The sequence below is a fragment of the Rhizobium aureum genome (assembly GCF_030182495.1).
GTDB classification, from domain to species: domain Bacteria; phylum Pseudomonadota; class Alphaproteobacteria; order Rhizobiales; family Rhizobiaceae; genus Rhizobium; species Rhizobium tropici_C.
In genome coordinates this window covers 440,286-464,666 of the sequence record NZ_JAQJCI010000003.1, presented here as the reverse complement: position 1 = coordinate 464,666, position 24,381 = coordinate 440,286, and the positions used below count along the sequence as shown (strand labels likewise).

At 60.7% G+C, this 24,381-nt stretch carries 25 protein-coding genes and 1 tRNA gene; 19 read left to right on the top strand and 7 right to left on the bottom strand.

The genetic code is table 11. The features are described 5' to 3' along the window. Window positions 1-22: 22 nt before the first annotated feature. A complete protein-coding gene (locus PH552_RS11005) occupies window positions 23-652 on the bottom strand; it encodes a glutathione S-transferase family protein (RefSeq protein WP_112341270.1) in 630 nt (209 codons plus the stop codon). A gap of 248 nt (window positions 653-900) precedes the next feature. Between PH552_RS11005 and PH552_RS11000 the strand changes: the two genes are divergently transcribed. Next, window positions 901-2,316 carry an oligosaccharide flippase family protein gene (locus PH552_RS11000; protein ID WP_112341271.1) on the top strand — a complete coding sequence of 472 codons (1,416 nt, stop codon included), beginning with the start codon at window positions 901-903 and terminating at the stop codon, window positions 2,314-2,316. A 2-nt stretch (window positions 2,317-2,318) separates the two neighbouring features. Further along, a complete protein-coding gene (locus PH552_RS10995; RefSeq protein WP_183761399.1) occupies window positions 2,319-3,590 on the top strand; it encodes a GNAT family N-acetyltransferase in 1,272 nt (423 codons plus the stop codon). Here PH552_RS10995 and PH552_RS10990 read toward each other — a convergent pair. After that, a complete protein-coding gene (locus tag PH552_RS10990) occupies window positions 3,577-5,217 on the bottom strand; it encodes an AMP-binding protein (protein ID WP_183761402.1) in 1,641 nt (546 codons plus the stop codon). The two genes, PH552_RS10995 and PH552_RS10990, sit on opposite strands and share 14 nt — an antisense overlap. A gap of 254 nt (window positions 5,218-5,471) precedes the next feature. Between PH552_RS10990 and PH552_RS10985 the strand changes: the two genes are divergently transcribed. Both PH552_RS10985 and PH552_RS10980 read left to right on the top strand, forming a co-directional pair. After that, window positions 5,472-6,452 (top strand): aldo/keto reductase, encoded by a 981-nt coding sequence (locus tag PH552_RS10985; protein WP_113249100.1) that lies wholly within the window; start codon window positions 5,472-5,474, stop codon window positions 6,450-6,452. A gap of 388 nt (window positions 6,453-6,840) precedes the next feature. Beyond that, a complete protein-coding gene (locus tag PH552_RS10980) occupies window positions 6,841-7,635 on the top strand; it encodes a class I SAM-dependent methyltransferase (protein ID WP_183761405.1) in 795 nt (264 codons plus the stop codon). A gap of 103 nt (window positions 7,636-7,738) precedes the next feature. On the opposite strand, the gene PH552_RS10975 is transcribed toward PH552_RS10980, so the two are convergent. Beyond that, complete coding sequence (locus PH552_RS10975; protein ID WP_183761408.1) at window positions 7,739-8,326, bottom strand: TetR/AcrR family transcriptional regulator; 588 nt, start codon at window positions 8,324-8,326, stop codon at window positions 7,739-7,741. 235 nt (window positions 8,327-8,561) lie between these two features. Between PH552_RS10975 and PH552_RS10970 the strand changes: the two genes are divergently transcribed. The 6 genes from PH552_RS10970 (at window position 8,562) to PH552_RS10945 (ending at window position 13,473) form a co-directional block, all read left to right on the top strand. After that, window positions 8,562-9,860: an MFS transporter gene (locus tag PH552_RS10970; protein WP_183761411.1), complete on the top strand. Its 1,299-nt coding sequence runs from the start codon at window positions 8,562-8,564 to the stop codon at window positions 9,858-9,860. Window positions 9,861-10,002: 142 nt separating this feature from the next. Beyond that, a tRNA-Leu gene (locus PH552_RS10965) sits at window positions 10,003-10,087 on the top strand. A 274-nt stretch (window positions 10,088-10,361) separates the two neighbouring features. After that, window positions 10,362-11,528 carry an ImmA/IrrE family metallo-endopeptidase gene (locus PH552_RS10960; protein ID WP_169645109.1) on the top strand — a complete coding sequence of 389 codons (1,167 nt, stop codon included), beginning with the start codon at window positions 10,362-10,364 and terminating at the stop codon, window positions 11,526-11,528. Continuing rightward, complete coding sequence (locus tag PH552_RS10955) at window positions 11,525-12,019, top strand: DUF4411 family protein (protein ID WP_183761414.1); 495 nt, start codon at window positions 11,525-11,527, stop codon at window positions 12,017-12,019. Before PH552_RS10960 ends, PH552_RS10955 begins: the two co-directional genes overlap by 4 nt. A gap of 329 nt (window positions 12,020-12,348) precedes the next feature. Then, window positions 12,349-12,942 (top strand): YqaA family protein, encoded by a 594-nt coding sequence (locus tag PH552_RS10950; protein WP_169645111.1) that lies wholly within the window; start codon window positions 12,349-12,351, stop codon window positions 12,940-12,942. Between the two features lie 18 nt (window positions 12,943-12,960). Further along, window positions 12,961-13,473, top strand: a complete 513-nt coding sequence (locus PH552_RS10945) for a disulfide bond formation protein B (RefSeq protein ID WP_169645112.1) — start codon at window positions 12,961-12,963, stop codon at window positions 13,471-13,473. A 191-nt stretch (window positions 13,474-13,664) separates the two neighbouring features. Here PH552_RS10945 and PH552_RS10940 read toward each other — a convergent pair whose 3' ends face one another. After that, window positions 13,665-14,222 carry an HNH endonuclease gene (locus PH552_RS10940; protein ID WP_015341304.1) on the bottom strand — a complete coding sequence of 186 codons (558 nt, stop codon included), beginning with the start codon at window positions 14,220-14,222 and terminating at the stop codon, window positions 13,665-13,667. Between the two features lie 112 nt (window positions 14,223-14,334). Next, on the bottom strand, window positions 14,335-14,979 hold the full coding sequence (locus tag PH552_RS10935) for a DNA-3-methyladenine glycosylase family protein (protein WP_169645113.1): 645 nt from the start codon (window positions 14,977-14,979) through the stop codon (window positions 14,335-14,337). A gap of 43 nt (window positions 14,980-15,022) precedes the next feature. On the opposite strand from PH552_RS10935, the gene gluQRS reads away from it, so the two are divergent. Continuing rightward, on the top strand, window positions 15,023-15,904 hold the full coding sequence (gene gluQRS, locus PH552_RS10930) for a tRNA glutamyl-Q(34) synthetase GluQRS (protein ID WP_169645114.1): 882 nt from the start codon (window positions 15,023-15,025) through the stop codon (window positions 15,902-15,904). Here the strand turns inward: gluQRS and PH552_RS10925 are convergent. Next, window positions 15,869-16,831: a YihY/virulence factor BrkB family protein gene (locus PH552_RS10925; protein WP_285165927.1), complete on the bottom strand. Its 963-nt coding sequence runs from the start codon at window positions 16,829-16,831 to the stop codon at window positions 15,869-15,871. The two genes, gluQRS and PH552_RS10925, sit on opposite strands and share 36 nt — an antisense overlap. A 110-nt stretch (window positions 16,832-16,941) precedes the next feature. Between PH552_RS10925 and PH552_RS10920 the strand changes: the two genes are divergently transcribed. The 6 genes from PH552_RS10920 to PH552_RS10895 all read left to right on the top strand — a co-directional run bounded on the left by PH552_RS10920 (window position 16,942) and on the right by PH552_RS10895 (window position 21,828). Beyond that, entirely contained in the window at window positions 16,942-17,775 is an 834-nt protein-coding gene (locus PH552_RS10920; protein ID WP_113249109.1) for an SDR family oxidoreductase, read from the top strand. A 119-nt stretch (window positions 17,776-17,894) separates the two neighbouring features. Then, the gene (locus PH552_RS10915; RefSeq protein WP_112341285.1) at window positions 17,895-18,098 is read left to right on the top strand and encodes a twin transmembrane helix small protein; all 204 of its coding nucleotides are present in this window, start codon (window positions 17,895-17,897) and stop codon (window positions 18,096-18,098) included. Window positions 18,099-18,323: 225 nt separating this feature from the next. Next, window positions 18,324-18,902 carry a cob(I)yrinic acid a,c-diamide adenosyltransferase gene (locus PH552_RS10910; protein WP_113249110.1) on the top strand — a complete coding sequence of 193 codons (579 nt, stop codon included), beginning with the start codon at window positions 18,324-18,326 and terminating at the stop codon, window positions 18,900-18,902. A gap of 198 nt (window positions 18,903-19,100) precedes the next feature. Next, window positions 19,101-19,850 carry an electron transfer flavoprotein subunit beta/FixA family protein gene (locus tag PH552_RS10905; protein ID WP_169645116.1) on the top strand — a complete coding sequence of 250 codons (750 nt, stop codon included), beginning with the start codon at window positions 19,101-19,103 and terminating at the stop codon, window positions 19,848-19,850. 21 nt (window positions 19,851-19,871) lie between these two features. Then, a complete protein-coding gene (locus PH552_RS10900) occupies window positions 19,872-20,801 on the top strand; it encodes an electron transfer flavoprotein subunit alpha/FixB family protein (protein ID WP_113249112.1) in 930 nt (309 codons plus the stop codon). Between the two features lie 148 nt (window positions 20,802-20,949). Continuing rightward, window positions 20,950-21,828: a 3-hydroxybutyryl-CoA dehydrogenase gene (locus PH552_RS10895; RefSeq protein WP_112341289.1), complete on the top strand. Its 879-nt coding sequence runs from the start codon at window positions 20,950-20,952 to the stop codon at window positions 21,826-21,828. A 156-nt stretch (window positions 21,829-21,984) separates the two neighbouring features. On the opposite strand, the gene tlpA is transcribed toward PH552_RS10895, so the two are convergent. Continuing rightward, on the bottom strand, window positions 21,985-22,650 hold the full coding sequence (gene tlpA, locus PH552_RS10890; RefSeq protein ID WP_169645117.1) for a thiol:disulfide interchange protein TlpA: 666 nt from the start codon (window positions 22,648-22,650) through the stop codon (window positions 21,985-21,987). Window positions 22,651-22,673: 23 nt separating this feature from the next. Here tlpA and argH point away from each other — a divergent pair, with 23 nt between their 5' ends. Beyond that, window positions 22,674-24,074, top strand: a complete 1,401-nt coding sequence (gene argH, locus PH552_RS10885) for an argininosuccinate lyase (RefSeq protein WP_113249114.1) — start codon at window positions 22,674-22,676, stop codon at window positions 24,072-24,074. A gap of 99 nt (window positions 24,075-24,173) precedes the next feature. Then, window positions 24,174-24,368, top strand: coding sequence for an LPS translocon maturation chaperone LptM (gene lptM, locus PH552_RS10880; protein WP_015341316.1), 195 nt, complete (start codon window positions 24,174-24,176; stop codon window positions 24,366-24,368). The last annotated feature ends 13 nt before the right edge of the window (window positions 24,369-24,381 follow it).

Sequence of the window (24,381 nt, the reverse complement as noted above, 5' to 3'; positions counted from 1 at the left end):
CCTAGATGAAGAGCCAATGCACTCAGATGGCGGAATGCGGATCTTCGCTATAGAGATGGACCGGATAGCCGGGGCCAATGACGTCAAGTACACGATCGAGCCACGCGGTGAACGCGGGATAATCGGCAAGATCGAAGCCGCAATCCGCAGCCCGATGAGCATAGGCATAAGCCGCTATATCCGCGATCGAAAACTCCTCGCCAGCGAGAAAGGGCGTGGTCTTCAGTCCACGCTCGAGCGCCGCAAGCGCACGAAGGCCGCCGGCACGCTTGGCCTCCGCCATGACGGCATTGAGCTCGAGCCGCCCCGTCAAGGTCCAGAAGCGCAGCGTGCCGATGACCGGCTCTACGTGATATTGCTCGAAGAACAGCCACTGCATGACCTTGGCGCGCTGGTAGCGATCTGCCGGAAGAAATCGCGTTCCCTCGGCGACATAGGTCAGGATCGCATTCGATTCGGCGATCGTGCGCCCATTCTCGAGTTCGAGAACGGGAATGCCGCCTGCCGGATTGAGAGCGAGAAAGGCATCCGTGCGCCCCTCGCCTTCGAAGATCGACACCAGGCGGGTTTGGTATGGAATATCAAGCAGCCCGAACAGTACCCTGGCCTTCCAGCCATTCTGCGATGGCAGATAATCGTAGAGCGTGAGCATGAGATCCTCCGTTGGCACGCGATCGATTCTATATTGCGGCTAAGTGCCCGCCACCCGTTTCCTGCGGCGGGAGCGCGGTATCGCAACCCCAAGAAGAGCCGCATCCCAAGGTTGCCTCGAATTCCCTCGGTGAACGATTCTTCGCAGCTTGCGGATGATTTTTGCATGCAGAAAGAACCGATTCTTAACCCTCCTCTGCCAAGACTGCCGCGAGGTTGGGATCATACTTAAAGTATTGCGTATCGATCATGGCGGTCTTTCAAACAGCGGAGAGAATGTTGCCGTCCGCATTGCGGACTGCGCTATCGCCGCATCTGCGCAAACTCGCTGCCCTTTTTGCCGGTCAGGACGAAAAAGCCGTCTCGCAGCGCATGGCGCTGATCGCTTTCACGATCCGCATCGCAGGCGCCGCCCTCGCCTTCCTGTCACAGATCATCCTTGCCCGCCTGATGGGCCGGTTTGAATACGGCGTCTTCGTTTTCGTCTGGGTGTTGATGATCCTGTTCGGCAATCTTGCCTGTATCGGCTTCCCGACCGCCATCATCCGGTTCCTGCCGCAGTATGATGCCAGCGGCAACTACGATGCCATTCGCGGCCTGAACGCCACGGCGCGCCTGTTCGTGGTGGCCATCTCAGGCACGCTGGCCCTGATCGGAGCACTCCTGATCCATGTCTTCCGCGGCATGATCGAAGCCTATTACATCCTGCCGACCTTCCTCGGGCTGATCGCCGTGCCGATGATCGCGCTGGGCGACGTCCTTGATGGGACGGCGCGTGCCAAGCACTGGCCGATCATGGCTCTGAGCCCGACCTTCCTGATCCGCCCGACGCTGATATTGCTCTTCATGGTCGGCGCGGTCCTCGCCGGAGCGCCGCGCGATGCGGTCACGGCCATGACGGCAGCCCTGGCCGGCGCCTTCACCAGCGTCCTGCTGCAATATCTGGTCGTCACCCTCCGTCTGCGCCGCCATTATCCGGGCGGCCCGAAAGCCACGGAATTCAACGCGTGGTTTGCCGTCGCCTTTCCTATCTTTCTTGTCGAAGGCGTGGGCTACCTTCTCACCAATTCCGATGTCGTGGTCGTCGGGATATTCCTCGATCCGGATCAGGTTGCCGTCTATTTTGCCGCCGCCAAGACCATGGCGCTGGTCCACTTCGTCTATTTCGCCGTAAAGGCCGCGATCGGCCCGCGCTTTGCCGCGATCCTGGCGGAAGGTGACCGCAGCAAGCTTGCCGCCTTCGCAGCCGATGCAACGCGTTGGACCTTCTTTCCGGCGCTTGCCGTCGGTCTTGCCGTCCTGGCCGCCGGCCAGTTGCTGCTGTCGCTTTTCGGCGCCTCTTTCACCGATGGTCAGATCGTCATGGCAATACTGCTTGCCGGCATCCTCGCAAGGGCATTGGTCGGCCCTGCCGAAGTGCTCCTGACCATGGCCGACAAGCAGATGCTCTGCGTCTACCTCTATGCAGCGGCACTTGTCGCCAATATCGGCCTGAACGTCATCCTTATCCCGCGTCTCGGCATCGAAGGGGCAGCCATTGCCGGCACCGCCGCCATGGCGATCGAGGCCCTGCTTCTGCACATCGCGGTCCGTCACGCGCTCGGCATCACCCTGTTCGCCCTCATTCGGCGCCCCGCAACCCCACCGGCAACGAGGGCTCCCTGATTATGGCACGCCCTCCCTACACCCAAAGTACCGACAGCCAAGTGAATGCCCTGACGCATACGCTCGCAGCGCTGCACTTCGAAACGCCGAAGGCCGAGGCCCGGGTCGAGATCGGCCGCGTGGGCCGCGAACTCTGCCTCTATCCCGGCAAGCTCGGCTACGAGCTGCAGGACGAACTGGACTTCCTGTCCAACCGCGCCATAGAACCGAACGTCTTCTTCTCCGGCCGTTTCCTGGCGCCCGCCATGCCGCGGCTGGAGGACCGGCAGGTGCGTCTTGCGTTGATGCGCGACAACAGCAGCACGCGTAGCCGCATCCGTCTGCTGATGCCCTTCACTGTCGACAAGCCAGGCTTTGCGATCGGGCCCTCGATCATTCGCGTCTGGTCGAACTCCTTCGGCCCGCTCGGCACGCCGCTCGTCGATGCGGAGGATGCGGGCGAGACGCTCGACAATCTTTTCGAAGCGCTCTCCCGGCCGGAACTGCACCTGCCGACGACGCTCGTGCTGCCGGATGTGCGCCTGAACGGCCGCTTCGTTCAAATGGCGAAAGTCATCGCCATCGGCAGGAACCTGCCGATCGCGGTCGCCAATCCTTTCCAGCGGCCGATGCTTGAGAGCAACGACGACGCGCTCGCCTACCTGAAGCGGACGATTTCCAACGCGCACTTGCGCGAAATGCGCCGGCAATGGCGGCTATTGGAAAATCAAGGCGAGGTCAGCTACAACGTCGCGCGCCAGCCGGGCGACGTGCACAGACGCATGGAAGAATTCCTGGCGCTGGAAGCAAGCGGCTGGAAGGGCAAGAAGCGGTCGGCCCTCGTCACGGATCGCCACCATGCCGCCTTCGCCCGCGAAGCAATCTCCAATCTAGCGGCCATCGACGCGGTGCGCATCCACACCATCGACCTCGACGGCAAGGCGATCGCCTCCATGATCGTGCTGATGATGGGCGGCGAAGCCTATACGTGGAAGACCGCCTATGACGAGGCCTATGCCCGCTTTTCACCGGGCAAGCTCTTGATGGGCGAACTGACGGAATGGCATCTCGATGACGCCAACGTCGTCCGCTCCGATTCCTGCGCCGTACCGGATCATCCGATCATGAGCCGCTTCTGGCACGAACGCGAGGAGATGGGCACGCTCATTATCGGCCTGATGCCGAACGGCGACCGCGACGTCCGCCAGGTGACCACGCAGCTCCACATGTATCGCAGCACCCGCAACATGGCGAAGCTGCTGCGCGAAAAGATCCTGTCGCTTACGAAACGCTGACCTCGGCCATCGCCCGCTCGCGCAGCAGGCGGCGGATCACCTTGCCTGAGGTCGTCAGCGGCAGAGCATCGACGAATTCGATCTCGCGCGGATATTCGTGCATGGAAAGCCGGGTCTTCACCCACTCGCGGATTTCGGCCGCGAGCGCCTCGCTTGGCTCGTGGCCGGGCACGAGAACGACATAGGCCTTGACGATTTCCGTCCTGACCGCATCCGGCTTTCCCACAGCCGCGGCAAGCTGCACGGCCGGATGGCCGCCGAGGCAATCCTCGATCTCGCTCGGGCCGATGCGATAGCCCGACGAGGTGATGACATCGTCGTCGCGCCCGACGAAGGAAATATAGCCATCCGCATCCTGCCGGCCGATATCGCCCGTCAGCAGCCAGTCATTGGCAAATTTCGCCTCCGTCGCCGCCTCGTTCTGCCAGTAGCCGAGAAACATCACCGGATCGGGCCGCCTGATCGCGATCTGCCCCGCCTCTCCTACTGCAACCTCGACGCCATCGGCATCGACGATCGCGACACGATGGCCGGGCGCCGGTTTGCCCGTCGCGCCAGCACGGCTGACGCCGAAGGCCTCGCTGGAAGAGAGCACGAAATTGCACTCCGTCTGGCCGAAGAATTCGTTGACGCTGACACCGAGCGCCGAGCGTGCCCACTCGAAGGTTTCGCGGCCGAGCGCCTCGCCGGCCGAACCGATCGTGCGCAGCTTGAGATCGTAATGCGCCCGCGGATTATCGACGGCCTTCAGCAGGCGCAGCGCCGTCGGCGGAATGAAGGCATTGCGCACCTCCATCTCGGCCATGATGCGGAACGCCATGTGCGGATCGAACTTCTGCGCAGGCGAGGAAACGACCGGGACGCCAAGCATCAGGCTCGGCAACAGAGCATTCAGGAGGCCGCCGGCCCAAGCCCAGTCCGACGGCGTCCAGAGCCGGTCGCCGGCCTTGGGAAAGCCTTCATGGGCGAACTGCATGCCCGGGATGTGACCCGGCAATACGCGATGGCCATGCAGCGCGCCCTTGGGCGGCCCGGTCGTGCCCGAGGTGAAGATCATCAATGCCGGGTCATTCGGGCCAGTATCGGCCACCTCGAACAAGGGCGGATGGGTCGCGACCAGATCGGCAAAGCCGGCCACATCCTCTTCCGCGCCATCGATGCTGATCACCTGAGCGAGTTCAGGCAGCCCGTCCCGGATCGGACGCAGCCGTTCGAGGCCGAAGCGGTTGGTGACGATGGCCGATGCTCCGGATGCCTTCAGCCGGTATTCCAGCGCCTCGGCACCGAATAGCAAGGCCAGCGGCAGGGCGATCGCCCCCATCTTGTAGATCGCCACATGCGCCACGACCGTCTCGAAACTCTGCGGCAGCAGCAGCGCCACCCGATCTCCTCGCTGCACGCCAAGCGCGGTAAGTGCATGGGCGAAAGAGGCGGAGCGATCACGCAACTCACCATAGGTCATGGAAAAGTGATTGCCGTCCGGATTGAAATGCTGGAGGCAGACCCGATCGGGCTCGCGTTCGGCCCAGGCATCGCAAACAGCATGTCCTATGTTGAATTTCGCCGGAATCTCCCAACGAAAGTCGCGATAGAGGGCATCGTAAGTGTCACGCGGGGGCAATCTCATGCGGAATTCCAGAAAATGGTGCGGTGCAGCTAACACCTGTCGCCTCTGGGGTTCAAGGAAACATTTGAAATTGCCGTCTTCCCTGCCAAATGATTTGCCTTATTTATTGAAGAACACTTCGAAGCTCTTCACGAACTGACGCACCGATCGACGGCAAGCCTGGCCGTCGGATTAATTTGGTGACGCACGCACTCCGCCGCCCTCAGCGCGGCGAGCCTCTTTGCGCCGGGTAATCGAATGGACGGAGAATAGCGATGGAATACGTAAAGCTTGGCCGCACCGGTCTGGAAGTTTCACGCATCTGCCTGGGTTGCATGACCTATGGCGATCCCAACAAGGGCACGCATGCCTGGTCGTTGAAGGAGGAGGACAGCCGCCCGCTGCTGCGCCAGGCGATCGAGGCCGGCATCAACTTCCTCGATACGGCCAACACCTACTCCAACGGCTCGTCGGAAGAGATCGTCGGCCGCGCCATCAAGGATTTCGCCCGCCGCGACGATATCGTGCTCGCCACCAAGGTCTTCAACCGCATGCGTCCCGGCCCGAACGGTGCAGGCCTCTCGCGCAAGGCGATCTTCGATGAAATCGACAACAGCCTGCGCCGTCTCGGCACCGACTATGTCGATCTCTATCAAATTCACCGCTGGGACTATACGACGCCGATCGAGGAAACGCTGGAAGCGCTTCATGATGTCGTCAAGGCCGGTAAGGCTCGGTATATCGGCGCCTCCTCCATGTATGCCTGGCAGTTCGCCAAGGCGATCTACATCTCCCGCCTCAACGGCTGGACCGAGTTCGTCAGCATGCAGGACCACCTGAACCTGCTCTACCGCGAGGAGGAGCGCGAGATGCTGCCCTTCTGCGAGGACCAGAAGATCGCCGTCATCCCCTGGAGCCCACTTGCTCGCGGTCGCCTCACCCGCGATTGGGATGAAGCGACGGCCCGCACGGAGTCCGACGAATTCGGGAAGACGCTCTATACCCAGGCGCTCGAGGCCGACCGCAAGATCGTCGATGCCGTCGGCACCGTTGCCAAGGCACGCGGCATCCCGCGCGCGCAGGTCGCAACCGCCTGGATCCTGCAGAAAAGCGCCGTCACCGCCCCGATCATCGGCGCCTCCAAGCCCGGCCACATCACGGACGCCGTCGCCTCGCTGGAGGTCAAATTGACGCCGGAGGAAATCGGCGCGCTGGAAAGCCCCTACGTTCCGCATGGAGTTGCTGGGTTCAAGTGAACCGGGATTTTGGAGCTGGTCAGGTTGGGCTGATGGTATTGCGGCTGGCTGTCTGGCCTCTCACCCCTCTTCCGGTAGAGCAATCTGCATATGAAATGTGAAATGAAGTGGTTGCCGCGCAACCCTTCTCCCCTCGGGGAGAAGGTGGCCCGAAGGGTCGGATGAGGGGGCTGGCCGACTTGAATTCATGGATCTTCTTGCTCTCGGCAGGCCCCCTCATCCGCCTGACGGCACCTTCTCCCCGAGGGGAGAAGGAGGTGGGAGATAATCCCAAGCTCCGAAGCCGAAGCCATGCAGCCTGCGGCAAATCGCGCAAAAGTGACTTCACGAACCGGTCACAGTTGCGGCTTAACAGGTCATGATTCCCTACCCCCGAGGATGATATCCAATGATCACAGTTCCCTTCGAGGCGCGGCGATTTCAATCGACCGCGGCCTATTATCTGCGCTATCGCATCCCCTATCCGGACAGGCTGATCGAGCGCGTCGCCGAGCGCAGCGGGCTTGAGCCTGGCGACCATGTGCTCGACCTCGGCTGCGGCCCCGGCCAGCTCGGCATCGCCTTCGCGCGGCTGCAGGGTGCCGCCGTCACCGCCATGGATCCGGAACCGGAAATGCTCGCCGAAGCCGCGCTCGGCGCGAAGGCAGCCGGCGTCGATATCAGCATCCGCCAAGGCTCTTCCTACGATCTCGGCCCCGATATCGGCAGGCTGCACCTCTGCGTCATGGGTCGCTCCTTCCACTGGATGGACAGGCCGGCAACGCTTGAGGCCCTCGACAAGTTGATCGAGCCGGACGGCGCCCTCGTGCTTTTTCACGATAAAGACATTCTGGCGGAGCCGAACTGGCGCGGCATCCTTGAACCGCTGATGGAAACCTATTCGCCCGAGCGCAGCGCGGAGCGGCAGATGCGCCGGAGCAAGGAATGGGCGCCGCATGAAGCCATGCTGCTCGCCTCCCCCTTCCGCAATCTGGAACGGATCGGCATCGTCTCGGAATACACCAGGGATATCGAAGAGATCGTCGGCCGCATCTTCTCGATGTCGTCGACTTCGCCGCAGGCGCTGGGGAACAAGGCAGCCGATTTCGAAGCCGCACTTCGCGCCGAACTGCTCGCAGTCGCACCCGACGGCAAATTCAGAGAGGTCGTCGAGGCGAACGGGCTGCTCGCCTTCCGCGACTAGAGCAATTCCAGGAAAAGTGCGCAGCGGTTTTCCGTCCGGAATTGCGAGATAACAAAGAGATAGAGCATCTCAGAGATTCCGTGAAAAGCTGAACCGCTATAGATCAGCTCTTTTCTTCACCCGGCGGCGGCGACAGCTCCTGCCGGGTCGCCGACAGGAATTCCTGCGACAATTCGGGATTGTCCATGGCGCGTGCCAGGATGACGGCACCGACCATGGCCGAGAGGCTGGCAAAGGCCTTGCGCCGTCGCTCCTCCGGCGTTTGGCCGGGAACGATCTCTTCCAGCACCTCGACCAGCCCCATCAGGCCGCCGGTGAAGGTGGACTGCATCTCGGGGCCGTGGCGGCTGACCTCCTGCGTCAGCGCCGCGAAGACACAGCCTGTCGCGTGCTCGACCACGTTGCGATGCGAGAGATAATGGGCAAGCAGCGCTTCCAGCGGTTGGTCGGGCGAGCTTGACGCCACCTGCTTCCAGCGCTCCAGCGAACGAGCCACAAGCGCCTTGCTCGCCTCACAGGCAAGCTCGTCTTTCGAATCGAAATGGCCGTAGAAACCGCCATGCGTCAGCCCCGCCGCCTTCATGATCTCGGCGACGCCGATGCCGTCAAAACCCTTCTCGCGAAAGAGCTCGCCCGCCACGGCAAGGATCTTCTCGCGATTCTCGGCGAATTTCTCCCGGCTCACTCTCATCAAAAAACTCCATCAGAGCATCAATAAATCTGCATTGACAATTTATATGATGACCATCATCAATACGCAACAAATATGATAGCAATCATGTAAATGCCTTTACACAAACGTTCAAGCCGGGAGAACGGCATGGCGCTAGAAGTGGACACGGTACCCCCGGCCATCCGCGATCGAGCGCTTTCGCAAATCTCCCGATCCTGACGCCAAGACACGCAACCTTATCGGAACGCACCTCATGGTCTCAACTGCCCTTGCTTCGACGCTTGCCCGGCGCAACATCCACTATGGATGGGTCGTCGTCGGCGCCACCTTCCTCACCATGCTGGTCACGGCCGGCGCCATGGGCGCGCCCGGCGTGCTCATCAAGCCGCTGGAGGACGAGTTCGGCTGGAGCACCTCGTCCATTTCCTCGGCACTTGCCGTGCGGCTGCTGCTGTTCGGCCTGATGGGACCCTTCGCCGCCGCCTTCATGAACCATTTCGGCGTGCGCAAGGTCATCGTCTTCGCGCTGGCGACCATTGCCGTCGGCTTCATCGGCTCGCTCTTCATGACGCAAGTCTGGCAGCTGCTGCTATGCTGGGGCATCATCATCGGCTTCGGCACAGGCCTCACCGCCATGGTGCTCGCCGCGACCGTCTCGACGCGCTGGTTCACCAAGCATCGCGGCCTCGTCATCGGCATGCTCTCGGCAAGCTCGGCCACCGGACAGCTCGTCTTCCTGCCGCTGATGGCGGAGCTGACGACGCGCTACGGCTGGCGCACCACGGTGCTCTTCGTCTGCGGCATGATCGTCGTCGCTGCATTCGTCGTGCTGCTCCTGATGCGCGACCGCCCTTCTGACATGAACCTGCCGCTGGTCGGCGAGATCCACATCACGCCTCCGCCGCCGGCGACCAAAAACCTGAAGGCCGCGCTTGCCTCGCCCCTGTCGATCCTGCGGGAGGCCTCCACGACCTCGACCTTCTGGATCCTCTTTGCCACCTTCTTCATTTGCGGCCTGTCGACAAACGGCCTGATCCAGACGCATTTCGTCACGCTCTGCGGCGATTTCGGCATCGTGCCTGTCGCGGCCGCCAGCGTGCTCGCCGTCATGGGCATCTTCGATTTCTTCGGCACGATCGGCTCCGGCTGGCTCTCCGACCGCTTCGACAATCGCTGGCTGCTTTTCTGGTATTACGGCCTGCGCGGCCTGTCGCTGGTCTATCTGCCCTTCAGCGACTTCACCTTCTACGGCCTGTCGATCTTCGCCGTTTTCTACGGCCTCGACTGGATCGCCACCGTGCCGCCGACCGTCAAGATCGCCGCCGACCGCTTCGGCCGCGAAAAGGCCGGCCTCATCTTCGGCTGGGTCTTCGCCGGCCATCAGCTCGGTGCCGCCACCGCCGCCTATGGCGCCGGCCTCACCCGCACGGAGCTGAACACCTATCTTCCCGCCTTCTTCGTCGCCGGCGCCTTCTGCCTGCTCGCCGCAATCCTGGCGATCACCCTGCAAAAGTCCGGTTCCATCAGCAAAGGCCCGGCCATGGCTCACTGAGCCTCAAACGGCAAAAAGCCCATGGCGTCCACTACGCCATGGGCTAAACCGCAACCCTGCGGAAACACTCGCAATATCTGCGATCTCCGGCTTGCGCGCCCCGCCGCTCACATGCTAGACAGCCGCCTCGTCATGATCCGTTGCCCCATTGGCGGAATTGGTAGACGCGCTCGACTCAAAATCGAGTTTCGAAAGAAGTGCTGGTTCGACTCCGGCATGGGGCACCACTTTTCTTAAGCAACTACATCGACACGCGAAATTAAATTCGCTTTATCTAATTGTTTATATCCCCGCGATCCATCTTCGCTTGGTGCAGGACTGAATTTCCTTTGCTTATCCCAGCAGCCGATCTACCTCGACTTCCTATTATCCAAGTCAGCTTTACAGCCTCGCCTTTGCCACCGCATCAAAAAAGTTGCCCGTAATGGCCTGCGCAAGCTTCCATAAACAAATTCTGCTATGTATCACAGAACCTGTTGCGGCCTTGGACGTTCCATCAGCATGAGTGAAGCGCTGATCAATGAAAAGATACTGGCTTGGGCCGTAAATCGCGCCGACATGCCGCTCGATGCCGTTGCCAAAAAGGTGCCGGTAAAGCCCGAGCGATTGGCCGAATGGCTCGAGGGCATCGACCGACCGACATTTCGCCAAGCTAAGTCGCTTTCCTCCGTGTTGCACATCCCGTTTGGCTATCTTTTTCTGAAGGAGCCTCCAGAGGAAGAGTTGTCGATTCCTGATCTTAGAACGGTCGGAAGCGACCCCTCCAAGCGCCTAGATGCAAATTTTAGGGATTTGCTCAATGACATCCTATTCAAGCGGGATTGGTTCAAAGACCATTTGATCGCCTATGATGATCTGAAGCTCGAATTCGTGGGCAAGTTCTCCAAGGACGCCGATCCGGAAGCAGTCGCCGCTGACATTCGTAAAACACTGTATGGAGCCTCCAGAGAGCCGATAACGGCCAATTGGGAGACACACCTCCGGATGCTAATCGGCAAGGCCGAGGATGCTGGCATATGGGTTATCCGCAACGGTATCGTCGGAAGTAATACCCACAGACCCTTGTCTGTTAGCCAGTTCCGTGGATTTGCCATCAGCGATCCGCTGGTGCCGCTGATCTTTATCAACGGAAGAGACGCCAAAGCTGCGCAGATTTTTACGCTTGCGCACGAGCTTGCGCACATATGGATCGGTACCAGCGGCGTTTCGAACGTCTTTATAGGCGAGTCCGATTACGGCGTTAACCGAGCAATAGAGCAGAAGTGCAATCAGATTGCCGCAGAATTTCTGGTTCCAAAAAATGGCTTTGCGAGCCGCTGGGATCACGAATCTTCTGTCATCAGCAATGCCGATCGATTGGCAAGGGTCTATAAGGTGAGCCGTATCGTTATCGCTCGCCGTGCATTCGATTTGGGGCTTATCGACGAGAGCCATTACAAGAGCTTTTATGCGCTTGAAAGTTCTGGCTGGGAGGAAGCAAAGGCGGACAGCGAAGGCGGCGGCAGCTTTTACAACAATCTCCCATTGCGCAACGGAATCAGATTCACCAACGCGGTGATGGCGCAGGCAATGAGCGGGCGCCTGTTGCTGAAACATGCGGCAAACCTTCTGAACACTCAGCCGGCCACACTTATGGCCTTCCATAATAAAACACGAGCCGCGCAATGAATTTCCTGCTCGATACGAATGTCTTTATCGAAGCAAAAAATCGTTATTACGCATTCGACATTTGCCCTGGTTTCTGGGACTGGATGGATAGCGCCTGTGGTGTAAAAGTTGCCTCCATCGTGAATGTCAGGGAGGAACTGACTCGCGGAGACGACGAACTATCGGCATGGGCTCATGATCGAAAAGATGCCGAGTGGTTCCTGAAGGTCGATGATAGCGAAACTCAGGTCAATTTCGGAGAAATTGCCGCTTACATCTCCTCTGGACAATATACATCGCAGGCCGTAGCAAAGTTTCTTGACGATGCTGATCCTTGGTTAATAGCGAAAGCTAGGAGCATGAGCGCTACCGTGATCACTCACGAGCTGCCCAGCCCAAATTCGAAAAAGAGGGTTCTGATTCCCGATGTCTGCAATGCCTTTGATGTGAAATACATTAATATGTTTGACGCGCTACGAGGCTTCTCCACACAGTTTACCTGGTCCGTTTAATTATTGTTCGCCCCTCGATGGCCAGCGCTTCATCACCGGAGCCATCATCGAAGTTGGGGGTTATTTGCGTACATACGGCATTGGTCACGAAACTCCATGATCGGCATGGCCTCGCCAGCTTCCTCTATGTCTATGTAGTATCCGCCTTGTTCTGAACGAAATGCTTGCCGAACACTACTGAGAAAGCCCGGCGAATGCTGCAGTATCGCCACCTCACTCCCAAACCATCACGAAAAATTTTGCCTTTCCGCCACTTCCCTCACCCGCTGACCATTTACAGCCATAATCCTGCCCCCTAAAGGTTTGCAACGCAGCAAAAAGGGGGCCCTATGCTTCGTAGACTGTACGACTGGACCATGTCGCTCGCCGGCCGCAAATCGGCGGAAATCTGGTTGGCCGTGATTGCCTTCGTCGAGAGCTCCATCTTCCTCGTTCCGGCTGATGTGCTATTCCTGCCGATGTCGCTGGCGAAGCCCGAGCGCGCGTGGCGTTATGCGCTGACGGCGACGGTTGCCTCCGTGCTTGGCGGCATTGCCGGCTGGGCGCTCGGCTATTACGCCTTCGAGACCATCGCCAAGCCGATCCTCGAATTCTATGGCAAGCTCGACGCCTTCAACCAGATGAGCGCCGGCATCACCTATGAATGGGTGCTCCTGCTGCTGGTCACATCGGGGCTGGCGCATCTGCCGCCTATCAAGGTGGTAACCATCCTCTCCGGCGTCGCCCATATCGATCTCGGCTTGTTCATCATCTCCGCCATCGTCGCGCGCGGCGGGCGCTTCTTTCTCCTGGCCTTCCTGCTTCGCCGCTATGGCGAATCCATCCGCCATTTCATCGAGAAGCGCCTGGGCCAGATCACCATGGCAGCCGCCGCCGTTCTCATCGCCCTCTACGGCATCTTCCATTTTGCCCTGGCGAGCTGACCAAGGAGCCCTCAACGCATGTCCATGACTTCGCCTTCCTCCCGCGCCGGCCTCGGCTATGGCGTCCTGCTGACGATCGGCATGATCGTCGTCATCGGCTCGGCGCTCGGCTTCCAGTATATCGGCGGGTATATCCCCTGCGCGCTCTGCCTCGACCAGCGTCAGCCGTATTATTACGGCATCCCCGTCGCCATCATCGCCGTGCTGACGGCAATCGCCGGCCTGCCTTCCTGGATCACCCGTGGGCTGCTCATCATCGCCGGCCTGATGATGGTTGTCGGCGGCGGCATCGGCGTCTATCACGCCGGCGTCGAATGGCACTTCTGGGAAGGCCCGACCACCTGCTCGACCACGGCCAGCAGCGTCACGCAGAACGCCGGCGACCTGCTCGGCCAGCTGAACACCATCAAAGGCCCGTCCTGCACGGAAGCAGCGTTGCGCATCCTCGGCCTGTCCATGGCCGGCTGGAACGTGATCGCCAGCGTCATCCTGGCTGCTATTGCTTTTGTGGGTGCGAAGAAGGCGGGTTGACCCCTTCTCTCCCGCGGAGAAAAGGTGGGCGCGAGCAGGTGAGCAAAGCGAAACTGCAAGCGGCCGGATGAGGGGGACGAGAAGCGAAGCGACGAGGGCCTTGAGCGGCAAGCGAAAGGCAAATTTGCGTGCCGCCGCTCCCCCTCATCCGACCCTTCGGGCCACCTTCTCCCCAAGGGGAGAAGGAAATCCTACGGCTGCAGTTCCGAATCCCAGTAGAGATAGTCGAGCCAGCTGTCGTGCAGATAGTTCGGCGGAAAGAGCCGGCCGTTGTTGTGCAGGTCCTGCACGGTCGGCTGGTATGGCTTCTGCGCCGGGAACATGCCGGCCTGCTTAGGCAGCTTGCTGCCCTTGCGCAGGTTGCACGGCGAACAGGCGGCCACGACATTCTCCCAGGTGGTCTCGCCGCCATGGGCGCGCGGGATGACGTGGTCGAAGGTCAGGTCGTCATGGGAGCCGCAATACTGGCATTCGAACTTGTCGCGCAGGAAGACGTTGAAGCGGGTGAAGGCGGGATTGCGGGACGGCTGCACATATGTCTTCAGGCATACGACGCTCGGCAGCCGCATCGAGAAGCTCGGTGAGGACACGCACTGATCGTATTCCGCGATGATGTTCACACGGTCAAGAAAAACCGCCTTGATCGCGTCCTGCCAGGACCAGAGCGACAAGGGATAGTAACTCAGCGGTCTGTAGTCAGCGTTCAGCACGAGCGCCGGCAAGGACTGCGGGGAGACTGCAATCGTCAAGGAACCCTCCTGATCGATTCGGCATCTACATCTTGTATATTAGGCCGGTTGTTACAGGATTGTGAAGTCCAATAAATTCAGTGCATAAAGGCAATTTCGGGGAGGCCGCCGATTAAACTATAGGCAGCGCGTCCCGGCGCGTTTTCACGGCATAATAGGCCCAAAAAAGCCGGGCCGCGACCGAGCGCCAGGGCGCCCAAGCCGTGGCTTCCAGGGCAACGGCCTTGGCCAAGGGCCTGACTTCATGGCCGAAAGCCATCCCGACGGCCGCCTGCAGCGCGACGTCGCCGGCTGGAAACACATCTGCGTGACCGCCGCAGAACATCAGATAGACTTCGGCCGTCCACGGGCCGATTCCCTTGATCGATGTCAGCTCGGCAAGCGCTTTTTCAGGGGATTCGGCGCTGAGCGCATGGAGATCGAGGCTGCCGCCGGCAACGGCTTCGGCCACGCGCGCCAGCGTCTCGTGCTTGATTCGCGACAGGCCGAAGCTTCGCCATGCCTCCGGCTCCAGCCCGGCATAGCCCTTGGCGGTCACCTGTCCCATGCCGGCGATCATCTTCCCCCAGATCGCATCCGCGCTGGCGCGCGAGACCACCTGCGACACGATGATATGGGCAAGCCCTTCGAAGCCCGGTTCGCGCAGGCGCAACGGCAAGGTGCCGGCCTCTGCGGCAACGGGCCGCAGGCGCGGGTCGATCTTCAGCAGCGAAGCCAGTCCCTGTTCGATATCGCGCTCGTCGCGAATGATCTGCATGGCGTCTCGTGGTCCCCGGTTCAAATTCGTGGCAGAAGAAAGCATGATCGAGATTCACCGTCAAAAGCCGAAATTCCGTTTTGCCCCGAGCCCGAACGGCCCGCTGCATCTCGGCCATGCGCTGTCGGCCATTCTCAATCACGACATGGCGGCAAAGGCCGGCGGCGATTTCCTCTTGCGCATCGAAGACATAGATCAGGCGCGCTGCACACCCGATTTCGAAGAGGGCATCTACACCGACCTTTCCTGGCTTGGCCTTCGCTGGCAGCAGCCGGTGCGCCGGCAATCCGAGCATTTTGCGGCCTATCAGACGGCGTTGCAGACACTTATCGAGCGCGGTCTCGTCTACCCCGCCTTCCTGACACGTGGCGAGGTCAAATCACGTGTCGGCGCTTTCGAAGCCGAGGGCAGTTCCTGGCGGCGCGATCCCGACGGCACGCCGCTCTATCCGCCCGATGACCGCGAGCGCGGCGATGCCGAGCGGCAGCGCCTGCTTGCTTCGGGTATGAAACACGCCTGGCGTCTCGACATGGAAAGGGCACTGGCGACAGTGGACGAACCACTGCACTGGCGGGAAAGCGGCGACGGCGAGACGGGCATTATTCCGGCCGATCCCGCCGCCTGGGGCGATGTCGTGCTGTCGCGTTCCGATGCGCCCTCGAGCTACCATCTCTCGGTGGTGGTCGACGATGCCGTGCAGGGCATTACCCATGTCGTGCGCGGGCTCGATCTCTTTCACGCCACCTCGATCCATCGCCTGCTGCAGACACTCCTCGGCCTGCCGGAACCGCTCTATCATCACCATCGTCTGGTCCTCGGAGAGGATGGCAAAAAGCTGTCCAAGAGCATGGGCGATACCGGCATTGCCGAATGGCGCCGGCAAGGCCTGTCACCGACGGAGCTTCGCCGCCGCATCGGCCTCTGATTCGGCCCTCGGTTCGGCCCTTGGTTCCGAGGGTATCTTTTCCGAAGCTATCTCGGCGGCTGCGCGGCTCGCCGCCTTGCCGAACAGCAGCCGCCGCACGCGGAACTTCATCAGCGCCGCATTGATCTCCGCGCCCATGATGAAGATCACGGCCAACATATAGAGGAAGATCAGCACGATCATCACCGACGCCAGGCCGGCATAGGTGGCGGTATAATTGGCGAAGGTCGAGAGATAATAGGCGAAGAGCACAGCGCCGATCGACCAGAAGATCAAGGTCAGCAGCACGCCGGGAATGACGTCGAAGATCCGCCTGTGGCCGGCCGCCAGCCAGAGATGCAGGATCATGAGGCCCGCCAGCAGCAGAAAGATCGTGCCGTAGATCCGCCAGCTGAATACGATCTCGAGAATATCAGCGAGCCGCGGCAGCCACTGCCGGGTGTAATTCAGCGCCAGCGGCACGGCGACGAGCAGGATGCTGAGGATCGCGAAGATCAACACGGCGATGAGCACGTAGCCGAGGCTGGCGAGACGGTTGAGGTACCACGGCCGGGTTTCGAGGACGCGATAGGCGCGGTTGAGCGATATGCGCAGAGCCTCGACGCCGTTAGACGCGAAATAGGCGGCCGCAAGCACGGAGACCGTCAAAAGCCCGCCGCGCGGGATCGTCAGCACCTGTACGACCTGATCGGCGAGCGGCTTGGCGATCGCCTCCGGCCAAGTGTCGAAAATCAGGTGTACGGCCGTCGACGAGAACTGGCTGGCGCCGAGAAAACTCGCCAGCGCCGTACCGAAGATCAGGAAAGGGAAAACCGCCAGCAGCGTCGATAGCGCAACGTGGCTTGCCATGGCGAACCCGTCGTCCTCGACGAAATGGAACACTGCGTCGTAGATCACCTTGTAAATCGTGCGCAGGACTGTCGGCATTCCATCTCCGCCTAACGTCGGCATCATCCGGCTGACACCGCCGGTTGTCGATTGTATCGGGTTCCTGAATATGGGAAACGAGTTCCGGTTTGTACAGGAATCATCTCCTCATGACGGAACAACGCATCATCCTGCTGACTGGTTGCTCCTCCGGAATCGGCGCTTACTGCGCCCGGGCACTGAAAGCCGACGGATGGCGCGTTTTCGCGACGGTGCGCAACGAAGCCGATCTCGCCCCGCTTGCATCCGACGGCATCGAAGCACTTCTGCTGGACTACACCCGTCCCGAGACGATTTCAGCTGCGGTTGCAACGGTTAGGGAGCGCACGGGCGACCGCATCGACGCCCTCTTCAACAATGGCGCCTACGGGCAGCCGGGCGCCGTCGAGGACCTTGCGACCGATGTGCTGCGCGAGCAGTTCGAGACGAATGTCTTCGGCTGGCATGAGCTGACGCGCCAGGTTCTGCCGCTGATGCGCAAACAGGGCCATGGCCGCATCGTCAATTGCTCGTCCATTCTCGGGCTGGTTCCCTACCGTTTCCGCGGCGCCTACACCGCCTCGAAATTTGCGCTGGAAGGACTGACGATCACGCTCAGAATGGAGCTGCAGGGTAGCGGCATCCATGTCAGCCTCATCGAGCCCGGCCCGATCGCGACGAAGTTTACCGCCAATGCACTCGCCAAGATCCGCGAGCATATCGACCTTGAGGGCTCCGCCCATGCGGTGGAATACCGCAGGCAACTGAAACGGCTGGATGGATCAGGCCCGATCAACAAGCATAAATTGGGTCCAGAAGCGGTCTATGATGTGCTAAAATTGGCTTTGAATGTGAAGAGCCCACGCCCACATTATCTGGTAACGACGCCCGCCAAGCAGGGCGTCCTCTTGAAAAGGCTATTGCCGGCTAACCTTTTCTATCGTCTGATGCGTCGGCTGGACTAGAGCAATCCCGGAAAAGTGCGCAGCGGTTTTCCGCGAGGAATTGCGAAAAGCAACGAGATAAAGCGGCTCGGATATCCGTGAAAGGCTGAACCGCTTTTAAAGACAAGGATGGAGGAGCCATGTCGACCTTTACCTATATCGCCGCCATCATTGTCATGGGACTTGTCGCGATCGTTCTCGTTCGCGGCCTTTGGAACATGATGAAAGGCGACAATCCGAACCTTTCGAACCGGCTGATGCAATTGCGTGTCCTGCTGCAGGCAGTCGCGGTCATTCTGATCATGCTGACGCTCTGGCTGACGGGCGGCGGCCGCCCGGCCTAGAGCCGGATGATTTTAGGTCTGTTCGACCTAAAATCTGAATCCGCTCTAGAATTAAAGAAGTAGAGCATGATGTCGTCCGATAACCGCTCACACTTTTCGGCATCGTGCTCGAAAGCAATTCCAGGAAAAGTGCGAAGCGGTTTTCCGTCCGGAATTGCTTAAAACAAAGGGTTAGGGCATTTCGCGATCCGAAGAAAAGCGGAAGGCTCTAACCACAGGAACACGATGGTCAAGCTCAACAAGATCTACACCAAGACCGGCGATGACGGCACCACGGGCCTCGTCGCCGGCCCGAGGCGGCTGAAGCACGACCTGCGCGTCGAAAGCTACGGCACCGTCGACGAAACCAATTCCGCCATTGGCGTCGCAAGGCTGCACACGATTGAGCTGCCCGATCTCGACGCCATGCTGATGCGGATCCAGAATGATCTCTTCGATCTCGGCGCCGATCTTTCCACCCCTGAAACCGACGAGCCGCCGGCCTATGAGCCGCTGCGCATCATCGACCATCAGGTCGAACGCATCGAGCACGACATCGATCTGCTGAATGCCGATCTCGAGCCGTTGAGATCCTTCGTTCTGCCGGCCGGCAACCCGGCCTCCGCCCATCTGCATCTTGCCCGCACCATTGCCCGGCGCGCGGAACGCCTCATGGTGGCGCTGTCGCGTGAGCAAGGCGAACACGTCAGCCCGCCGGCGCTGAAATATATCAACCGCCTTTCCGATTTTCTCTTCGTCGCCGCGCGGCATGCCAATGATCGGGGCCGCGCCGACGTGCTCTGGGTTCCCGGGAAGAATCGGTAGCGGCACAAATCAGTCATGAGAGGCACCACATATTGACGTTGACGTAAACGTTATTTATGCCTTTCAAGCATTTCGTCTCTCAGGCGGCCTGGAAGCGTTGTAATTGGGGGAAAAACGCGTATCCATGTCGCCATTCGACAAATGGAATGGCGCTAAACAGCGCATGTTCTCGGGCGGTCATGTTGAAGGAAGGATTCCATGAAAATTCTCGTTCCCGTTAAGCGGGTTGTTGACTACAACGTCAAGATTCGCGTGAAGCCGGATGGTTCTGGCGTCGAGCTCTCGAACGTGAAGATGTCGATGAACCCGTTCGACGAGATCTCGGTCGAAGAGGCGCTGCGTCTGAAGGAAGCCGGCAAGGCCGAGGAAGTGGTGGTCGTATCGATCGGCCCGGCCAAGGCCGAGGAAACGCTGCGCACGGCGCTCGCCATGGGCGCGGATCGCGCCATTCTGGTCGAGACCGACGATGCCGTCGAGCCGCTCGCCGTTGCCAAGATCCTGAAGGGCGTCGCCAACGCCGAAAAGCCCGGCCTCATCATCGTCGGCAAGCAGGCGATCGATGACGACTCCAACCAGACCGGCCAGATGCTGGCAGCCCTGCTCGGCACCGCACAGGCGACCTTCGCCTCGAAGATCGAGATCGGCGATGGCAAGGCTCAGGTCACCCGCGAAGTCGATGGCGGCCTGCAGACGATCGAGGTCAAGCTGCCGGCGGTCGTCACATCAGACCTGCGCCTGAACGAGCCGCGTTACGCCTCGCTGCCGAACATCATGAAAGCCAAGAAGAAGCCGCTCGACAAGAAGAGCCCGGCTGATTTCGGCGTGTCGACCGAGCCGCGGTTGAAGGTGCTGAAGACCGAGGAGCCGTCCGGCCGCAAGGCGGGCGTCAAGGTGGCCTCGGTCGCCGAACTGGTCGAGAAGCTGAAGACCGAAGCCGGCGTGCTCTGAGGATAGGAAAGGATAAGACCCATGGCCATTCTTCTTCTGGCTGATCACGACAATGCCCACCTCTCCGACCAGACCGCCAAGGCACTGACGGCAGCCACCCAGATCGGCGGCGACATTCATGTGCTGGTCGCCGGCGCGGGCGCCAAGGCCGCGGCCGATCAGGCGGCAAAGCTTGCCGGCGTCTCGAAGGTGCTGGTTGCCGAGGACGCAAGCCTTGCCAACAATCTCGCCGAACCGCTGGCAGCCCTGATCGTATCGCTGGCCGGTTCCTATGACACCATCATCGGCGCTGCGACCTCGGTCGGCAAGAACGTGCTGCCGCGCGTCGCCGCCCTGCTCGACGTCGCCCAGGTCTCGGAAATCATCGAAGTCGTTTCCGCCGACACCTTCAAGCGGCCGATCTATGCCGGCAACGCCATCCAGACGGTGCAGTCGACCGACGCCAAGAAGGTGATCACAGTGCGCACGGCTTCGTTCGCCTCCGCCTCTGAAGGCGGTTCGGCTGCGATCGAGACGGTGTCGGCCGCTGCCGATCCGGCACTCTCCACCTTCGTCGGCGACGCGCTGTCTTCCTCGGATCGTCCGGAGCTGACCTCTGCCAAGATCATCATCTCGGGCGGCCGCGCGCTCGGCTCGGCGGAGAAGTTCAGGGAAGTCATTCTTCCTGTCGCCGACAAGCTGGGTGCCGCCGTCGGCGCCTCCCGCGCTGCCGTCGATGCCGGCTATGCGCCGAACGACTGGCAGGTCGGCCAGACGGGCAAGGTGGTCGCACCGCAGCTCTATATCGCCTGCGGCATTTCCGGTGCCATCCAGCATCTGGCCGGCATGAAGGATTCGAAGGTCATCGTCGCCATCAACAAGGACGAGGAAGCGCCGATCTTCCAGATCGCCGACTACGGCCTCGTCGCTGACCTCTTCGAGGCGCTGCCGGAATTGCAAAAGGCGCTGTGAGCACGCCGATTGACTTTCTCGCAGTTGCGAGAGACTGGAAAATCGTCTCTTATAGGTCTATCAATCTTTGCCGGGCTAGAAATGGCCCGGCAAATTTGGATTTAAGAGCATAGCGCACCGCCAAGAGCGCGCCGCCGGGGAGTTGGCAATGAGTTCGCTGAAGACGATCGGTATTATCGGCGCGGGCCAGATGGGCTGCGGCATCGCCCACGTATCCGCCATGGCCGGCTACAAGGTCCATATCTACGATCTGGCGCAGGATCGCATCGAAAGCGGGCTTGCTACCATCAACGGCAATCTCGCCCGCCAGGTCGCCTCCGGCAAGGCGACCGACGAAGAGCGCAAGGCAGCCCTCTCCCGGATCACTGGCTCCGCCGATCTCAACGATCTTGCCCAGGTCGATCTCGCCATCGAAGCGGCAACCGAAGACGAAAGCGTCAAGCGCAAGATCTATGCGCAGGTGTGTCCGGTGCTGAAGCCGGAGGCGCTGCTGGCCACCAATACCTCATCGCTGTCGATCACCCGCCTTGCTTCCGCCACCGACCGTCCCGAGCGCTTCATGGGCATTCACTTCATGAACCCGGTTCCGGTGATGAAGCTGGTTGAGCTGGTACGCGGCATCGCCACCGACGAATCGACCTTCTCCACCGCCAAGGATTACGTCACCTCGCTGGAAAAGACGATCACCGTCGCCGAGGACTTTCCCGCCTTTATCGTCAACCGCATCCTGCTGCCAATGATCAACGAGGCGATCTATACGCTCTATGAAGGCGTAGGCACCGTCGATGCCATCGACACCGCCATGCGGCTCGGCGCCAATCACCCGATGGGCCCGCTGCAGCTTGCCGATTTCATCGGCCTCGATACCTGCCTGTCGATCATGCAGGTGCTGCATGACGGGCTCGCCGATTCCAAATACCGTCCTTGCCCACTGCTGGTGAAATATGTCGAAGCCGGCTGGCTCGGCCGCAAATCCGGCCGCGGTTTCTACGACTATCGCGGTGAAACGCCGGTTCCGACGCGGTAAGATACCCTCGCCCCATCGGGGAGAGGGTCGCGCGACAGCACGGGGTGAGGGGGCGTTACCGGCAAACGGTACTGTTTACCCAGCAACGCGCTTGCTATGACGCACTCCCCTCATCCGCCCTGCCGGGCACCTTCTCCCCGAGGGGAGAGGAGAAAATCAAATACCCGCCGCAGCCTTCACCAGGTTCTTCGCATCCTCGCTGTCCCAGGCCGCTGGCCCGTTCATGGCCGATAGCAGGCAGCCCTTGTCGTCGATGAGCAGCGTCACCGGCAAACCAAAGGCAAGGCCCTGCTTCTTCAATACGTTGAACACGCCCATGGTATTGTCGCGATAATAGCCGAGCTTATCAATCGCATATTCCGTGCGGAAGGCTTTGGTCTTTTCATCGTCGCCCGTATCGATATTGATGGCGACCACCTCGAACTTGTCGTTGCCGGCGCTCTTCTCGAGCGCGTTCAGTGCCGGCATTTCTTCGCGGCACGGCACGCACCAGGTCGCCCACACGTTCAGCAACAGGGTCTTGCCGGCGAAACTGCCGATCGACAGCGGCTGCCCCTCTGCACCCTTGAAGGAGACGTCCTTCAGCGAGATCGGCGCCGGCGGCACGCTCATGGCGGCGACCTGGCCCTTGGTGAAGGGCGTCAGGGCAGCGGCACGATCCCTTGCCGATCCGCATTGATCGGCCGAGGCCGTTTCACCAATACCATTGCCATACCCCGCCTCCTTCACGTATACCGCTGCCGCACCGGCAATGACCCCAGCGACGGCGGCGAGCAGAACGAGTTTCATGGACGGCAGACCGAACGGCTTCTTTGCTGTCATTACATTCTCCAGGTGGGCATCTCATGACTGACGGCACGGACACCAAATCCTCCAACCAGATGTGGGGCGGGCGTTTCGCTTCCGGCCCCGCGGCAATCATGGAGGAGATAAATGCCTCGATCGATTTCGACAAGAAGCTGTTTGCCCAGGATATCCGCGGTTCAATCGCGCATGCGAGCATGCTCGCCAATCAAGGCATCATTTCAACCGAGGATAAAGACAAGATCGTTCACGGGTTGAACACGATCCTGTCAGAGATCGAAAGCGGCAATTTCGAGTTCTCCCGCCGCCTCGAAGACATCCACATGAACGTCGAAGCGCGGCTTGCGGCCCTGATCGGCCCGGCCGCCGGCCGCCTGCACACCGCCCGCTCGCGCAACGATCAGGTGGCGCTCGATTTCCGTCTGTGGGTGAAGGAAGAGCTGCAGAAGTGCGAGCAGGCGCTGACCGATCTGATCGCCGCCTTCCTCGATCGCGCCGAGGAACATGCCGACAGCGTCATGCCTGGCTTTACCCATCTGCAGACGGCACAGCCCGTCACCTTCGGTCATCACTGCATGGCCTATGTCGAGATGTTCGGCCGCGACCGCTCGCGCGTGCGCCACGCCATCGAGCATATGGACGAATCGCCGATCGGCGCCGCCGCCCTTGCCGGCACGGGATTCCCGATCGACCGCCACATGACGGCCAAGGCGCTCGGCTTCCGCGAGCCGACCCGCAACTCGATCGATACCGTCTCCGACCGCGATTTCGCCCTCGAATTCCTGTCGATCGCCGCCATCGCCGGCATGCACCTGTCGCGGCTTGCCGAAGAGATCGTCATCTGGTCGACGCCGCAATTCGGCTTCGTGCGCCTCTCCGACGCCTTCTCGACCGGCTCCTCCATCATGCCGCAGAAGAAGAACCCGGATGCCGCCGAACTCGTGCGCGCCAAGACCGGCCGCATCAACGGCTCGCTGGTGGCGCTGCTGACGATCATGAAGGGCCTGCCGCTTGCCTATTCCAAGGATATGCAGGAAGACAAGGAACAGGTCTTCGACGCTGCCGAAAGCCTGGAGCTGGCGATTGCCGCCATGACCGGCATGATGCGCGACATGACGATCAACACCGCCCGCATGAAAGCTGCCGCTGGGTCCGGCTATTCCACCGCAACCGATCTCGCCGATTGGCTGGTGCGCGAAGCAGGCCTGCCCTTCCGCGATGCCCACCATGTTACGGGCCGCGCCGTGGCGCTCGCCGAAAGCAAGTCCTGCGAACTGGCGGAGCTGTCGCTCGAAGAGCTGCAGGCAATCCACCCCGATATCACGGACAAGATTTTCGACGTTCTGACGGTCGAGGCCTCGGTTGCCAGCCGCAAGAGTTTCGGCGGCACGGCACCCTCGGAAGTGCGAAAGCAGATCGCCTTCTGGCGCGCCCGCAACTGAGAAAATCGCCGAAAGTCACAATCAACAATCAGGGTGCACAAGGCTCGGAAACTTCGCTATGAAGGACTGCTTCCGCGTTTGCCGCCCAAGAGGATTTCGATGCAGATCAACATGCCGCACATCATCCGCCTGACCGTGGTGCTTTCGGTCGTCGGCCTTGCCGTCGTCGGATGTGGCCGCAAAGGCCCTCTTGATCCGCCGAGTGCTCATGCGACCAAAGGCGGCGACGTCTCGAAGCCGACGAAGGAGCCGGGTACGGAGGACAAGAAGTTCTTCCTCGACCCGCTTCTCTGAATAGGCGACGACC